Source organism: Bacillus cereus group sp. RP37 (assembly GCF_040459695.1).
Classification (GTDB): Bacteria; Bacillota; Bacilli; order Bacillales; family Bacillaceae_G; genus Bacillus_A.
The window spans coordinates 5,002,802-5,018,655 of the sequence record NZ_JARVHP010000001.1 but is presented as its reverse complement, the minus strand read 5'-3'; the positions used below and the strand labels follow the sequence as shown (position 1 = coordinate 5,018,655).

Genomic DNA, 15,854 nt, shown 5'->3' with positions numbered 1-15,854 from the left:
ATAAAAAGGAAGGGATACCCCTTCCTTTTCTTGCATGTAAATTATCGTCCAAACTTCACAATGAAAGTATCGTCTGTTTTCTCCATCTCATACCCACGATACCCTTCCGAAAGCAACGCCTGCTGTCCACTAGCATCACTCATTAGAATACGCTGAACATCCGTCCAATCTCTTTCTTTATCCCCGCGCAATTCCTTCACAAAAACATACCGCATACTCCCGCCGTATTTCTCTTTCAGCGCAGCAATTTCCATCCCTTGCGCAAACTTATCTTTTAAACTCGGAATGTTAAAAGGCGCAACTGTGCAGCAAACGTAATCGTATTTGCCATCTTCTTTTTGTAATTCGTCCATGATGACGTTTGCTAATATTTTTTGCATCCCATTTCCTCGGCAGTTCGGATGAACGTTTGAGATTTCTTGATAGATGACGCGGTGTAGTTCGCTTTCTGATAGGCCAATATCAAGTCCTAAATGTTCGTCGTCGATAGGAGGGACGAGTAGGGCGCGAAATGCGATGAGTTCGTTTTTTATAAAAGCACCGATCATCATGCCGTTTCCTTCTAGAATGTATTGAAATTCTTCTTGTGAGAGTGGTTGTAAACGACCTTTATCTTCTAATGCCTCAACTACAACGTTTTGTAGTGATAAAATTTGTTCGATATGCTCTCTTGATAGTAATGTAACGTGAAATAGCTCGTTATTTTGTTTTAATGCACCTTCATATAGAACTGTCATGTATGAGCCCTCCTTTAGCGTACAACATCTTGAAAGACGGTTAGTTCTTGTAATGTATCTTCGTTTATTTCAATGCCTAGTCCTGGTTTTTCGTTTAAGCGAATGAATGGCACGTCGTAATGTAAGTTACCAATGTCTTTCGTGAATTTTAATGGTCCTGTAAGTTCTACGCTTGTAATGATTTTTTTTGAGAAAGCGACATGGAATCCTGCGGAAGAGGCAACAGATGATTCGACCATGGATCCAACTTGGCACTCAATGCCTGCCATTTCTGCTTGATGAGCGAGTTTTACAGCGGGATATATGCCGCCGCATTTCATTAGTTTTATGTTCACTTTATCAGCAGCGTCTAATTTAATGATTTGGCGCATTTCACGAGAACTTTTTAATCCTTCATCAATCATAAGCGGAAGGTCTGTTTTAGAACGAATATGAGCCATTGCGTCAATATCGTCCGCTATAACAGGCTGTTCAATCCAGTCGATGTTTACATGTCCTAATGAACGAAGTGCCGTTAATGTGTTTGCGCTATTTTTCCACCCTTGGTTTACATCAACGCGAATCGCAATATCATTTCCTACACGTTCACGTACTGCTTCAATTCGTTTTACATCTTCTTTTACATTTGTACCGACTTTCATTTTGAAAGATTGGTAACCTTTCTGAATCATAGAAGCAGCTTCTTCAGCCATGTCTTCTGGGTCTGCGATACTTAAGACGTGAGTGACAGGGAATTCTTCATGGTATCGTCCGCCAATTAATTGATATACAGGTTGATTTAGTTTTTTACCCATTATATCGAAACAAGCGATATCAATTGCAGCCTTCGCAGTAGGAACACCGTAAATTGTGTTATCCATCATATCGTGTATTTTCTCGATAGTCATTGGATTTTGCCCGATGAGTGCAGGAGCCAGTGTATGTTTTAAAGTATGGAAAGTACTTTCCCATGATTCGCCTGTAACGTGATCATCAGCAACGCCTTCACCGTAACCGATAATGCCTTCGTCTGTTTCCATTTTGACGATAATAGAAGGCATATCAGAATAAGAACCATAACTAATAACAAACGGATCGCGAAGCGGTAAACGAATTGCGTAAAGATGAATAGCTGTAATTTTCATTGAATAAAGACCCCTTCCTGTTTACAATGGTTTTGTACATTTGATATAGTTGACGTTAAATAGTCGTTAATTAATGATAAGGAGTTAGAGAAAATGATGATAAAAATTGCAGTCGTCGGTTCAAAAGAGTTTATGGAGACACTTTTACCTATCGCTCATAAACTAGAAGAAATAGAAATTGATCCATATATTTACCTTCATCCGGCAGAATCTTCTGAACTATTGAAGCGTTTAAAGCCTTGTGATTTCATCTTTTTCTCAGGTGCTTTACCTTATTATATGGCAAAAGAAATAAGAGAACAATTACGAATTCCAAGTACGTACTTACAGCAAGACGAGACAACTGTCGCATCTTCTATTCTTTCTGTCATGTATCACCAACGTATTCAACCACATAAAATTTCAATTGATTTAGTAGACCGCTCATTCATTACAAATGTGTTCCATGATATCGGTATAAAAGAAAATCCACAAGTGTTTGATTATGAAAATATGCTGTGGAGTAAAGATGAAATAAAGAGAGTTATTGATTTTCATGTAGCTAAATACCAATCTGGAGAGGCTCATTTAGCTTTAACTAGCATTCACACTGTCTATGATGAACTTCAAAAAATAGGTATTCCTTCAGAGCGTATGATAGATCCGAAGCAATCCATTATACATGGGTTAAAAGATGCGAAAATAAAAGCTGAGTTAGCAAAAAGCCATTCAGCTACTGTTGGTGCTTGCATGATTTCTTCTTTAGAATTACGAGAAGGTTTGCTTGAGCAATTAGATGTCATTTCAAAAGAACTACGTGGTTCATTTAAAAAAGTTGATGAAATGACGTTCATTTTGTATACGACTCGTGGTGATATTGAATCGATTATAAAAACAAATATGATAAATGATTTATTTGCGAGTATAGAAGGAACGATAGCTATTGGATTTGGTTACGGAAAAACTGTGAAGGAAGCAGAGCAAAATGCTAAAATCGCTCAAGGTTTCGCGAAGAATAATCCAATAGACCACTGTTTTTATATACTAACAAGTGATAAAGAACTATTTGGTCCGTTCCCGAAAGAACAGAGAGTACAAAGTTTGAAGAATGATAACCCGGAGCTAATGAAAATAGCGAAGGAAACGAAACTTAGTCCAGCAAACTTATCAAAAATTATTCAATTTAGTCAATCACATCCGTCATTGAAGTTTACAGCAGCAGATCTTTCTGAATACTTACAAGTGACTCGCCGATCAACAGAAAGGTTATTAAAGAAACTAGTTGATTATGGGTATGTTCATATTTGCGGCGAGGAAATGCCTTATCAACAAGGACGCCCTCGCGCAATATACGAACTGAATTTACCGTTATCTTTAAGCTTCTAATTGAGCCTTTTGTTTTTTTAGTAGTTCTGCTTTTTCAATGTCTGATAGTTTCGTAATTGTGAGACCAGTTATGCCGTAAAGGATTGAGATAATAGGTACGATGAAATTCAATATAGCATAAGGAGCATATTCGAATGCACCAACTCCAAGTGTTGCGAGAATAAATACACCACATGTATTCCAAGGTACGAAGACAGAAGTTAATGTTCCGCCATCTTCTAATGCTCTGGATAAATTTTTAGAATGCAGTCCTTTTTCTGTGTATGCATTTGCGTACATTCTTGAAGGAACAACAATCGAGATATATTGTTCAGAGCAAGTAAGGTTTGTCGCAAAGCACGAAGCAATAGTAGAAGCGATAAGTCCTTTTGATGACTTCGCTAATTTCAAAATTTGATTTACAATTGCGCGAAGAATGCCAGTATGCTCTAGTACTCCTCCGAAGGTCATAGCGACAATTGTCATAGAGACCGTATTCATCATAGAGCTTAAACCACCACGATTAAAGAGTTCGTCTACTAGCTTATTTCCAGTTTCTATAACAAATCCACTTTGGAGTGCGCCGACAGCTGATGAGACAGAACCACCTTGAATAAAGACTTGTGATAAAAATCCTAAAATAATACCTACGAGAATAGCTGGTATAGCTGGAACCTTTTTAGCAACCAATACCATTACGATTACAGGTATAATTAATAGGAAGGGTGAAATAACAAAATTTTGTTGTAATACTTGTAACGTTTGATCGATACTTTTTGCATCAATATTGTTAGCGCCAAAGCTTCTTCCTAAGAGCGCATAAACGATAAGAGTAATAATTAAACCTGGAATTGTAGTAAATAACATATGACGAATATGTGTGAATAAATCTGTATTTGTTAATCCTGCGGCTAAGTTTGTCGTGTCTGAAAGCGGTGACATTTTATCGCCGAAATAAGAACCGGAAATGATAGCACCGGCAACCATTGGAGCTGGGATTCCCATACTTAGGCCAATTCCCATTCCTGCAACACCAATTGTTCCCATTGTAGACCAAGAGCTACCAATCGCTAATGCAACAATAGAACAAATAATTGTAATTGAAACTAAAAATAGTGATGGAGTTAAAAGATTTAACCCGTAATAAATCATTGTTGCGACGATTCCGCCGCCAATCCAAGCACCGATCGTTAAACCTACTAGAATAATGATAACGATAGCGGGTAATGCGAGGCGAATTCCTTTATACATTGATTCTTCAATGTCGTTCCATTTGTAACCGTAACGCCAAGCGACGATAGAAGCAACGGTTGTACCGATAATAAGTGGGACGTGAGGGCTTTGTTCTAATACAACAATTGTAACCATCATAACTGCAACTGTAATAATAATAGGGATTATTGCTATTCCAAAAGGTATTTCTTTTTTCATAAATTTCCTCCTTGTTATGTATGTTTGTTTGTATTTTTAGAATTGTCGTAAAATAGACGTTTATTAGGTTATGATAACTAAAAAGATATGTAAGCGTCAACATAAAAGACAGAAAATAAGTAATATTCTAGTTGTTTGTTTAGTTTGTAATATAGATGTAGAGTAAGCTTTTTAAGTGTTTGAAAATAAACAATTGACTTTTTTCTTAAAATTCAATATGTTCATAAAAACATCTGTTTTTCATAAGTATAATTAACCTGAATGGTTTTGGAATTTGGGAAGGAGAATGTAGCTTTGAAAACATTAGAACTACAAGAGCGTTTAACTGAAATTTTTCAGCATTTACATGAAAACCCTGAAGTGAGTTGGAAAGAGTATGAAACGACAGCGTATATTACTAACTTTTTAAAAGAAGAAGGAATTTCATATAAAATATTTGATGATTGCCCAGGCGTGATCGCTGAAATTGGAAGTGGAAATCCAGTTGTTGCAATTCGTGCCGATATGGATGCACTTTGGCAAGAAGTAGACGGAGAGTTTAAAGCGAATCATTCATGTGGTCACGATGCACATATGACAATTGTGATGGGGCTTATTTTACAATTGAAAAATATGAGATGGGGTAGTGGAACGGTTAGGTTTATTTTTCAGCCGGCAGAGGAAAAAGGAAATGGTTCTTTAAAGATGGTAGAGAAGGGTGCCGTGGATGATGCTGACTTCTTATTTGGTGTTCATTTAAGACCGATTGAAGAACTACCTTTGAAACAAGCTGCCCCATCTATTCGTCACGGAGCAGCAGGATTTTTAGAAGGAACGATTCACGGAGATGATGCACATGGGGCACGCCCGCATCAAGGGATAAATGCAATTGATGTCATTTCGATGATCAATATTGGATTGAAAAATATATGGTTACCGCCGCAAAGTTCCTATTCAGTGAAGATGACAAGGTGCCAAGCTGGTGGTGATAATTTAAATATTATTCCGGGTAACGGTCATTTTAGTTTAGATGTAAGAGCAGAGAATAACATATTACTAAATGAATTGAAGCAAAAAATAGAGCAAGTAATTTTGTCAGCTGAATCAATGGGATCTAAAGTATCTTATGAGTGGATCGATCTCGCACCAGGAGCTGAAGTGTCAGAAGAAGCTGAGCGCTTTATGCGAAAGGGCATTCTTGAAGTGTACGGGGAAGAGGGATGTACTGGACCACTGTATACGACAGGAAGCGATGATTTCCATTACTACACAGTGAAGAGACCACATTTAAAAGCTGTCATGCTTGGACTAGGGGCTAATCTACAACCTGGATTACACCATCCGTATATGAAGTTCGATCATAGTTGTATCATGGATGGAGTAGAAATATTGAAACAAACTGTATTGAAAGTATTAGAGGACAGGGGCTAGAGAGCTCCTGTTTTTTTGTCATACTTTGTCGTTAAATCGATATATTTGAAAAATCGTTGATATATTTGAAGTTACGATAGATATATTGAAAAAATCGTTGATATAATTTCACATACCAACTAATTTGATGAAAAATTCCTCTCCAATACATGGTGTATAATAATAAGTACCATTTTTAATAGGAGAAAATCAATGAACGAACAATATTATGATGCAGTTTTAAATATAAAAACAGTCGGCGAGCAAAAGGGATTTAATAAGTCTATGCATTACCACCGTTATGAGCCGACGCCATATAGTGGATTAGAGGAACTTTTGAACCAATACGAAATTAAAAGTAGCGACCGAATTGTAGACTTTGGATGCGGAAAAGGACGATTAAACTTTTACATGCACCATAAGTGCGGTGCTTCAGCAGTTGGAATTGAAATGAATGAAGAGTTTTATAAAGATGCGATGGATAATCGTGATCGTTATGTGCGAAAAGTACGAAACAGCAAAGATAAAATTCAATTTGAGTGCTGTTTAGCACAAGAATATGAAGTTGATTCGCGTGATAACCGATTTTATTTCTTTAATCCGTTTTCAGTACAAGTATTTATGAACGTAGTAAATAACATTTTGCTTTCGGTAGAAGAGGCAGAGAGGGAAGTGGACATTATTTTATACTATCCTTCGGAGGATTATATTTTCTTCTTAGAGAACCAGACAGCGTTTGAATTAAAGAGAGAGGTTAGATTGCCGGGTGCTTATGAGAAGAATGGGAATGAGAGATTTTTAGTTTATACGTTAGGATTATAAAAAAACAGGTGCTAAGGCACCTGTTTTTTTTAATTAGTTACGGATTAAGTAATCAAATGCACCTAAAGCTGCGTTTGCACCTGAACCCATAGAGATGATGATTTGTTTGTACGGATTATTTGTACAGTCACCTGCAGCAAACACTCCTGGTACGTTTGTAGCGCCGTGCTTGTCTGTTACGATTTCACCACGAGCGCGTTCAACTGTTTCGCCTAACCAGTCTGTGTTTGGCACAAGACCGATTTGTACGAATACACCTTGTAATTCAACGTGATGAACTTCTTCAGTTTCACGATCGATGTAAGAAATACCGTTTACTTTATCAGTACCAGTAATTTCTTTCGTTTGAACGTTTTTCAGAACAGTTACGTTAGGTAAGCTGTTAAGACGCTCTTGTAATACAGCATCAGCTTTTAATTCTGGCATGAACTCAAGAACAGTTACGTGCTTAACAATACCTGCTAAGTCGATAGCTGCTTCAATACCAGAGTTACCTCCACCGATAACTGCTACGTCTTTTCCAATGAATAATGGACCGTCACAGTGTGGGCAGTATGCTACACCTTTATTTTTGAACTCAGCTTCACCTGGTACGCCAACGTTACGCCAGCGAGCACCTGTTGAAACGATTACGCTCTTACTTTTCAGAATAGCGCCGTTTTCAAGTTCCACTTCAATAAGTTCTTTTTTCTCTAAACGTTTTGCACGTTGTAGATTCATTACATCGATGTCGTATTCTTTTACGTGCTCTTCAAGGCTTGCTACTAGCTTAGGACCTTCAGTGCGTTTTACGCTGATGAAGTTCTCAATACCCATAGTATCCATTACTTGACCACCGAAGCGCTCAGCAACGATACCAGTGCGGATGCCTTTACGTGCTGCATAAATCGCTGCACTTGCACCAGCAGGGCCGCCACCAACAACAAGAACATCGTATGGATCTTTATCAGAAAGCTCTGATGCATCTGGACCGTTACCCATTTTTGCTAAAATTTCTTCAAGTGTCATACGACCGCTTCCGAAAGATTCGCCGTTTAGGTAAACAGTTGGTACTGCCATGATGTCTTTGCTTTCTACTTCCTCTTTGAATGCAGCGCCATCAATCATAGTATGTGTAATACCAGAGTTTAGAACGCTCATTACGTTAAGAGCTTGTACAACATCAGGACAGTTATGACAACTTAGGCTGATATAAGATTCAAAATGATATTCGCCTTGAATGTTTTTAATTTGATCGATTAATTTTTGTTCAACTTTTGGAGCGCGTCCACTTACTTGTAGTAAAGCTAACACTAATGAAGTAAATTCGTGTCCTAATGGAATACCAGCGAATACGACACCAGTGTCTTCACCAGGGCGGTTTACGCTAAAGCTTGGTGTTCTCTCTAATTCAACTTTTTCTACTGTAATCTTAGATGACATAGTAGCTAATTCGTCTACTAGAGCTAACATATCTTTAGATACGTTATCGTCTCCTGCGCTTACTTTAAGTAAAATATCGTTCTCCATTAACTGAAGGTATTGGGATAGTTGTGTTTTTATATCTGCATCTAGTATCATTTTGATCGAACTCCTTAGATTTTGCCTACAAGGTCAAGGCTTGGTTTAAGTGTTGCAGAACCCTCTTGCCATTTAGCTGGGCAAACTTCACCTGGGTTGTTACGTACGTATTGAGCTGCTTTAATTTTGTTAACAAGAATGCTTGCGTCACGGCCGATACCGTCAGCATTGATTTCCATAGATTGGATAACGCCGTCTGGATCGATGATGAATGTACCACGAGCAGCAAGACCTTCTTCTTCCATTAAAACGTTGAAGTTTGTAGTGATTGTGCGAGTTGGGTCACCAATCATAATGTATTCGATTTTGCCGATAGTTTCTGAGCTATCATGCCATGCTTTGTGAGTGAAGTGAGTGTCTGTAGATACAGAGTATACTTCAACGCCTAACTCTTTAAGAGTTGCGTATTGGTTTTGTAAGTCTTCAAGTTCAGTTGGGCAAACGAATGTGAAGTCAGCTGGGTAGAAACAAACTACACTCCATTTTCCTTTTAAACTTTCGTCAGTAACTTGGATAAATTCTCCATTATGGTAAGCATTAGCTTTAAACGGTTTTACTTCTGTGCCGATTAATAACATATTAAAATTCCTCCTAAATGTTGGTTTTGAGCATCAAAAAATAGTGTGCTCATAAAATATATTTTTTAATTAACTATAATAATTCTAATTCGATATTAATTATCATATAGAAGTGGTTATTTTGTCAAGTGAATAAACCAACTTTATACCAATTTAATTAATATTTATTCTCAATTAAGGCTATTAGGGAATTAAAAGGTAATTTTATGTCGTAAATTTTCAATGAGTGCTTAAAAGAGTGGTGTGTATGTTAGAGATATGGTGTAAGGATAGATTCTTAGGGAGGAAATATTTCTTAGAAGTTGTGTATTTGAAAAGTCGTTGTCTACTTCTATTTTACAAAGAATTGTGCGATAAATAAAATAAAATGAATCAGAATCTTTTTGAACAATTTTTGTCATCCCAAATATATAATTAGGAAGTATATTGTAATGATAATTAGAAATATTGACTCAAGGTGCTAACAAGATATAATAAAACCTAGATATACCTTTCAAAAAGAAGAATATATAATATAGGATGAAAAAATTTCACCCTATTATTTTTTATGGCCTTTAGAAAACGCTTACAATTGGTATGGAGGGGAAACCATGTCTACGTTCACAAAGTATTTTTTAATGGAAGCTAAAGATGTGATTGCATATGTGAAAGAGAAATTATCTAAGTTTGAGGATGCAAAGGGGTTACAGTGTAAAGAAATAGGCGATGGTAATTTAAATTATGTATTCCGCGTTTGGGATGAACAGAAGAATATTTCTGTCATTGTAAAGCAAGCTGGAGATACAGCACGTATTTCAGATGAGTTTAAGTTGTCGACGAATCGTATTCGTATAGAATCAGATGTTTTGCAGTTAGAGGAGGAGTTAGCACCTGGGCTTGTTCCAAACGTATATTTGTTTGATAGTGTGATGAATTGTTGCGTAATGGAAGATTTATCGGATCACACAATATTACGTACAGCACTTATAAATCATCAAATATTTCCGAGGCTTGCTGATGATTTAACGACTTTTGTGGTAAATACTCTTCTATTAACATCAGACGTTGTAATGAATCATAAAGAAAAGAAGGAACTTGTGAAGAATTATATAAATCCTGAGTTATGTGAGATTACAGAAGACCTCGTATACGCGGAACCATTTACAAATCATCATAATCGTAATGAGTTATTTCCGTTAAATGAAGGATGGATTAGAGAGCATATTTATAGTGATAAAGAGCTTCGTATGGAAGTAGCAAAGCTTAAATTTTCTTTTATGACGAATGCACAGGCGTTGCTCCACGGTGATTTACATACCGGTTCTGTTTTTGTGAAAGGTGATTCTACAAAGGTAATTGATCCTGAGTTTGCCTTTTATGGACCGATGGGATATGACGTTGGGAACGTGATGGCGAATTTAATGTTTGCTTGGGTGAATGCAGATGCGACTATGCCGCCTGGGGCTGAGAAAGATACGTATATGGATTGGCTACAATCGACAATGGTGGATGTAATTGATTTATTTAAGAAGAAGTTTTTAGATGCTTGGGATATTCATGTGACAGAGATTATGGCGAAGGAAGAAGGCTTTAACGAAGTTTATTTACAATCTGTATTAGAGGATACGGCTGCAGTGACAGGCCTTGAGTTAATTCGTCGTATTGTTGGGTTAGCGAAAGTAAAGGATATTACTTGTATTGAGAATGAGGAAGTACGTGCTAGAGCGGAACGTATTTGTCTTCAGGCAGCGAAGAAGTTTATTTTACATGCGAAACAATATAAAACAGGTAAAAGCTTTATAGAAACGCTAAAAGAACAATCTGTGCAGAATGCGAAGTAAGGGGAGAAAGTGATGAAAGAGCAGTTAATACCGATTCAGTGGAAAGATGATACATTAGTTTTATTAGATCAAACACTATTACCGAATGAAGTTGTCTATGAGTCTTTCAAAACAGCTGAAAGTGTATGGGATGCCATTCAAGTAATGAAAGTGCGAGGAGCACCAGCAATCGGTGTTTCAGCAGCTTATGGTGCGTATTTAGGAATCAAGGAAGTTCCTCAAAGTACGGTGGAAGAATTTATAGAGGAAGTAAAAAAGGTATGTGCATACTTAGCAACATCAAGGCCGACAGCAGTAAATTTATTCTGGGCACTTGAAAGAATGGAGGCAGTAGCGACAGAGAACGCGCACTTATCAATCGCTCAGTTGAAAGATAGATTACTAGAAGAGGCAAAAGAGATTCATAGAGAAGATGAAGAAATTAACCGTCAAATTGGAGAGCATGCATTGACGTTATTCCATGATGGGATTGGAGTATTAACACATTGTAATGCTGGTGCGTTAGCGACGACTAAGTATGGCACTGCGACAGCTCCAATGTACTTAGCAAAAGAAAAAGGATGGGACTTAAAAATCTTTTCGGATGAAACACGTCCAAGATTACAAGGTTCAACGTTAACAGCATTAGAACTACAGCGAGCGGGAATTGATGTTACTGTCATTACGGATAATATGGCAGCTATGGTTATGTCACAAGGAAAGATTGATGCGGTAATCGTTGGATGCGATCGTGTGGCAGCAAACGGTGATGTAGCCAATAAAATTGGGACATTAGGCGTATCTATTTTAGCAAAATACTACAACATTCCGTTTTATGTAGCAGCACCAACACCGACAATTGACTTGAAAACACCAACAGGAAAAGAAATTCCGATTGAGGAAAGAGATGCTGCTGAAGTAATTAATCGCTTCGGACAATATTCTGCGCCGAAAGAAAGTAAAGTATATAATCCGGCATTTGATGTCACGCCACATGAAAATGTAACAGCGATTATTACGGAAAAAGGGATTGTAAAAGCACCGTTTACGGAGAATTTAAAAAAGCTATTTTAGTAAGTAGATAGATTTAAAAAGTCAGTCATCATAAGCTTCATACTTAGGGGGATGTATATGTTATTACAAAAAGAAAGAGAAGAAATTGTAGCGTACGGAAAGAAAATGATTTCTAGCGGTTTAACAAAGGGAACAGGCGGTAATATTAGTATCTTCAATCGTGAACAAGGTCTTGTTGCAATTAGCCCAAGTGGTTTAGAGTATTATGAAACGAAGCCTGAAGATGTAGTTATATTAAACTTAGATGGTGAAGTGGTAGAGGGAGAGAGAAAACCATCAAGCGAGCTCGATATGCACCTTATTTATTATAGAAATCGTGAAGACATAAATGCGCTTGTGCATACACATTCTCCTTATGCGAAGACGATTGCATCATTAGGATGGGAACTTCCTGCTGTATCGTATTTAATTGCTTTTGCAGGCCCGAATGTTCGCTGTGCACCGTATGAAACATTTGGTACGAAGCAATTAGCAGAGGCTGCTTTTGAAGGTATGATTGATCGACGTGCCGTTTTACTTGCCAATCACGGTTTAATTGCAGGTGCAAATCATATAAAAATGGCGTTTACTGTTGCGGAAGAGATTGAGTTTTGCGCGCAAATTTATTATCAAACGAAAAGTGTCGGAGAGCCGAAGTTGTTGCCAGAAGATGAGATGGAGAATTTGGCGAAGAAGTTTGAAGGGTATGGGCAGCAGTAGAATGACACAAAAAAATACCCTCAAGATTTGACTCTTGAGGGTATTTCTATGCTTTCTTAAGCAACAAATACATAAAGTAAGGAGCACCAATTAAAGCGACAACAATACCTGCTGGGATGCCATTAGGATCAACGATATTTCGTCCAATTGTATCTGCTAATAGCAATAGCCATCCGCCGATTAAAAGGGCGATAGGCATGAAGATTTGATGTCTTGGACCTACTAAAGATTTCGCGATATGAGGAGCCATCAGCCCGATAAAGCTAATGCCTCCTGTTACGGAAACAGCTGCAGCTGCAAGCGCAACGGCTGCAACTAATAGGTATCTGCGTTCTTTTTCAATTTCAATTCCAACACCGATTGCGACTGGTTCGTTTAATGCTAGAATGTTTAATCGATTTGCTTTATAGAAAACGAACGGAATTAATACGATTAACCATGGGAGCATTGCTAAAACGAAGATCCAGTCATCTCCCCAAATATTTCCGGCAATCCATTTTGAAATAAAGTCTACTTTCATGCGATCTGCGGATGAAATAAGGACAATCATCATTCCGGATAGTGCAAATGCAAAACCGATACCGGTTAATGTTAATCGTATTGGCTGAAGTCCAGTTGATTTACTATATGAAAATACGTAAATTAGAACAGCTGTTAGAAATGCCCCGATAAATCCAACGACAGGTAGTAAGTAAAGAAATGAACCTACATCTATGGGAAAGTATAAAAAGAAAATAGCAACAGCAACACCGGCCCCAGAGTTGATTCCGAGAATACCAGGTTCAGCTAAATCATTTCGGGTAATTCCTTGCAGAATAGCCCCTGATAAAGCGAGAGCCATACCAGCTAATAATGTAATGATAATTCTAGGTAGCCTTAAAGAGTATAAAACAAACTCCTCTTTAAAAGTCCCTTGCCCCATTAATGTTGGGAGTAGTCGATCATAAGATAAAGATGCTGAACCAAGTCCCATTCCAACTACGATGGTGGTGATGGTTAGTATGAGTAAAGCGAGTATAATAAGACGTTGTTTTCTTAGAATAGATTGCATCATGAGAATGTTTTTCCTCCTTTACGTACAACGAATAGGAAGAATGGTAACCCTACAATTGCGACAATAGCGGCAACTGGTGTTTCGTACGGAGCGTTAATAGTACGTCCGATTGTATCTGCAAGTAGCATAAAGGAAGCTCCAGCAATTGCTGACATCGGTATAACAAATCGATAATCTGGACCGACAATTGGACGTACCATGTGAGGTACCATTAAACCGATAAATGCCATATTTCCGACAAGCGCTACAGACGCACCTGCAAGTAAGATAATAATGATAAATAGAATGGTTTTAATAACAATAATTTTTTGACCTAGTCCAATAGCCACTTCTTCACTGAAACTAAGAACTGTCAATTTTTTTGCTAGTAAGATAGCGATAAAGATGCTAATTGAAATGACTGGAATAATAATTTTCAATTGGCTCCAAGTTGTTCCAATTACGCCCCCAGCAGTCCAAAGTGATACATCTTGTGAAATTTTGAAGTAAATGCCGACTCCTTCTGAAATTGCGAGTAGGAATGCTGAAACGGCAGCCCCTGCTAATACAATTCGAAGAGGAGAAAGTCCGCCCTTTTTCATCATACCAATTCCAAATACCATAATTGCGCCAACCGCAGCACCGATAAAGCAAGCAAATGTTAAGTAAAGATAGCTGATGGAAGGGTTGAAAGCAAGTGTCAGCGCGAGCGCAGCATTTGCTCCACCAGATAGCCCTAATAATCCAGGATCTGCAAGAGGATTTCGTGTTAATCCTTGCATAATGGCTCCAGAAACAGCGAGTCCAGCTCCTACAAAAATAGCAGCAACTTCACGTGGCAAACGTATTTCGCGAATAATAGATATTTTGTCCCCTTTAGCGGAGGAAGTGAGTGCTAACCATACGTCTTTTATTGAAGTATCTGCAGCACCTAATACCATTGCCACCATAAAAATAAGAAAGAATGCAATTAAGCTCAAAATTAGTTTGTATGTAAAAGCTATCGAACGTGGATTGTCGTGATCTTTTGTCATTCGTTTCACATCTTTTCTGTTCATAGAATAAAGGAAGAGGAATTCTTAATTTAAGAATTCCTCATGTTTGTATTATTTACCAAGAAAGCTCTTCTTGAAGAAGTCTAGTTGGAAATCTAATGTAAGTGGATCATTGAAATAGAATTCCATCATGTTTGCTTCATATACGCGATTATTTTTTACTGCTGGGATATTTTTATATGATTCTGTCTCTTGGAATGAGTTATCAGTATCTTTGTTTTTACTTACGATTAAGTAATCACCAGCAAATTCAGGTAATACCTCAGTAGATAATGCGTAGTAACCTTCTTTTAATGCTTTTTCTTTTACTTTTTCAGGCATTTTTAATTTCATTTCTTGGTACAGAATTTCTGTTCCACGGCCCCAGTTTTCGCCGTATACATAAAGCTGTTTGTTGAAGTTTTCTACAACAGAAACTGTTGCATCTTCACCGATTTTTGCTTTAATTTCTTTACCAGCGTCTTGTGCACGTTTCTTGAAATCATCAACCCAAGTTTTTGCTTCTTTTTCTTTGTTTAATAACTTACCGATTTCTAAATGCTGTGTTAAGTAATCAACTTTTCCGTAAGTGTATCTTACAGTAGGAGCGATTTTCTTTAACTTATCGACATTTTTAATATTTGATAAACCAATGATTAAATCTGGATTTAGTTCAGCAATTTTTTCAACATTTTCATCTGATACTTCAGTAACATCTTTAAGTTTGCTATCAAAACGTGGGTTTTGTTTAGACCATGAATCTACCCCAACAAGATTTACATCTAATGACATTACGTTACCAGCGAATGATGATAAAACAACAACGCGTTTTGGATTTGCAGGAACCTCTACTTTACCATTTTCAGATTGGTATGTAATTGTTTCTGATTTACTGCCTTTTGTATCGTTCTTTTTGTCTGTAGAGCCATTGCTACAAGCGCTCATAACAAGAACGAAAAGAACTGTTAGTGAAATAAATAACTTTTTCATCGTCTTTCTCCTTTAACATAGATGATATGTGTATACAATAATTTGTTTAACTGCAATCTTTTTGAAAGAGTAGTGGTAATACAAAATGTTTATTAAAAATCTTGAATATGAGATTTCACAATATAGTATTAACCCTATTAATGAAAGAAGATGTAATCTCAAATTTGCTAATTATTAACAAATTGATAATGATTATCACTATTGATTCTTTAAATAATATAATTTTATATAGGTGTATTG

14 protein-coding genes are annotated in these 15,854 nt (G+C 37.2%); 6 read left to right on the top strand and 8 right to left on the bottom strand.

What is annotated here, in order from left to right; all coding sequences use genetic code 11:
* Positions 1 to 41 precede the first annotated feature (41 nt).
* Both QCI44_RS26365 and QCI44_RS26360 read right to left on the bottom strand, forming a co-directional pair.
* On the bottom strand, positions 42 to 737 hold the full coding sequence (locus tag QCI44_RS26365; protein ID WP_353811506.1) for a GNAT family N-acetyltransferase: 696 nt from the start codon (positions 735 to 737) through the stop codon (positions 42 to 44).
* 14 nt (positions 738 to 751) lie between these two features.
* Positions 752 to 1,861 (bottom strand): mandelate racemase/muconate lactonizing enzyme family protein, encoded by a 1,110-nt coding sequence (locus QCI44_RS26360; RefSeq protein WP_016133501.1) that lies wholly within the window; start codon positions 1,859 to 1,861, stop codon positions 752 to 754.
* Positions 1,862 to 1,954: 93 nt separating this feature from the next.
* On the opposite strand from QCI44_RS26360, the gene QCI44_RS26355 reads away from it, so the two are divergent.
* Positions 1,955 to 3,226 (top strand): transcriptional regulator, encoded by a 1,272-nt coding sequence (locus QCI44_RS26355; protein ID WP_353811505.1) that lies wholly within the window; start codon positions 1,955 to 1,957, stop codon positions 3,224 to 3,226.
* On the opposite strand, the gene nhaC is transcribed toward QCI44_RS26355, so the two are convergent.
* The gene (nhaC, locus tag QCI44_RS26350; protein ID WP_016089516.1) at positions 3,215 to 4,636 is read right to left on the bottom strand and encodes a Na+/H+ antiporter NhaC; all 1,422 of its coding nucleotides are present in this window, start codon (positions 4,634 to 4,636) and stop codon (positions 3,215 to 3,217) included. The two genes, QCI44_RS26355 and nhaC, sit on opposite strands and share 12 nt — an antisense overlap.
* Positions 4,637 to 4,930: 294 nt before the next feature.
* Between nhaC and QCI44_RS26345 the strand changes: the two genes are divergently transcribed.
* Entirely contained in the window at positions 4,931 to 6,046 is a 1,116-nt protein-coding gene (locus QCI44_RS26345; RefSeq protein WP_353761363.1) for a M20 peptidase aminoacylase family protein, read from the top strand.
* A 192-nt stretch (positions 6,047 to 6,238) separates the two neighbouring features.
* Positions 6,239 to 6,847 carry an SAM-dependent methyltransferase gene (locus QCI44_RS26340; RefSeq protein ID WP_016133505.1) on the top strand — a complete coding sequence of 203 codons (609 nt, stop codon included), beginning with the start codon at positions 6,239 to 6,241 and terminating at the stop codon, positions 6,845 to 6,847.
* 33 nt (positions 6,848 to 6,880) lie between these two features.
* Here the strand turns inward: QCI44_RS26340 and ahpF are convergent, their stop codons facing one another.
* Positions 6,881 to 8,407, bottom strand: coding sequence for an alkyl hydroperoxide reductase subunit F (gene ahpF / locus QCI44_RS26335; protein WP_016089513.1), 1,527 nt, complete (start codon positions 8,405 to 8,407; stop codon positions 6,881 to 6,883).
* A gap of 14 nt (positions 8,408 to 8,421) precedes the next feature.
* The gene (ahpC, locus tag QCI44_RS26330) at positions 8,422 to 8,985 is read right to left on the bottom strand and encodes an alkyl hydroperoxide reductase subunit C (RefSeq protein WP_000924422.1); all 564 of its coding nucleotides are present in this window, start codon (positions 8,983 to 8,985) and stop codon (positions 8,422 to 8,424) included.
* A 590-nt stretch (positions 8,986 to 9,575) separates the two neighbouring features.
* Between ahpC and mtnK the strand changes: the two genes are divergently transcribed.
* Genes mtnK through QCI44_RS26315 form a run of 3 tightly spaced genes read left to right on the top strand, consistent with a single transcriptional unit; the run spans position 9,576 to position 12,557 of the window.
* A complete protein-coding gene (gene mtnK, locus QCI44_RS26325) occupies positions 9,576 to 10,805 on the top strand; it encodes an S-methyl-5-thioribose kinase (RefSeq protein ID WP_353811504.1) in 1,230 nt (409 codons plus the stop codon).
* 12 nt (positions 10,806 to 10,817) lie between these two features.
* A complete protein-coding gene (gene mtnA / locus QCI44_RS26320) occupies positions 10,818 to 11,858 on the top strand; it encodes an S-methyl-5-thioribose-1-phosphate isomerase (protein ID WP_353811503.1) in 1,041 nt (346 codons plus the stop codon).
* 57 nt (positions 11,859 to 11,915) lie between these two features.
* The gene (locus tag QCI44_RS26315) at positions 11,916 to 12,557 is read left to right on the top strand and encodes an L-fuculose-phosphate aldolase (protein WP_016133508.1); all 642 of its coding nucleotides are present in this window, start codon (positions 11,916 to 11,918) and stop codon (positions 12,555 to 12,557) included.
* Positions 12,558 to 12,603: 46 nt separating this feature from the next.
* Here QCI44_RS26315 and QCI44_RS26310 read toward each other — a convergent pair whose 3' ends face one another.
* The 3 genes from QCI44_RS26310 to QCI44_RS26300 are packed head-to-tail and all read right to left on the bottom strand — an operon-like array spanning position 12,604 to position 15,614.
* Positions 12,604 to 13,611: a FecCD family ABC transporter permease gene (locus tag QCI44_RS26310; RefSeq protein ID WP_016089509.1), complete on the bottom strand. Its 1,008-nt coding sequence runs from the start codon at positions 13,609 to 13,611 to the stop codon at positions 12,604 to 12,606.
* A complete protein-coding gene (locus QCI44_RS26305; protein WP_016089508.1) occupies positions 13,608 to 14,648 on the bottom strand; it encodes a FecCD family ABC transporter permease in 1,041 nt (346 codons plus the stop codon). Before QCI44_RS26305 ends, QCI44_RS26310 begins: the two co-directional genes overlap by 4 nt.
* 48 nt (positions 14,649 to 14,696) lie before the next feature.
* Positions 14,697 to 15,614: an iron-hydroxamate ABC transporter substrate-binding protein gene (locus tag QCI44_RS26300; protein WP_353811502.1), complete on the bottom strand. Its 918-nt coding sequence runs from the start codon at positions 15,612 to 15,614 to the stop codon at positions 14,697 to 14,699.
* Positions 15,615 to 15,854: the final 240 nt, after the last annotated feature.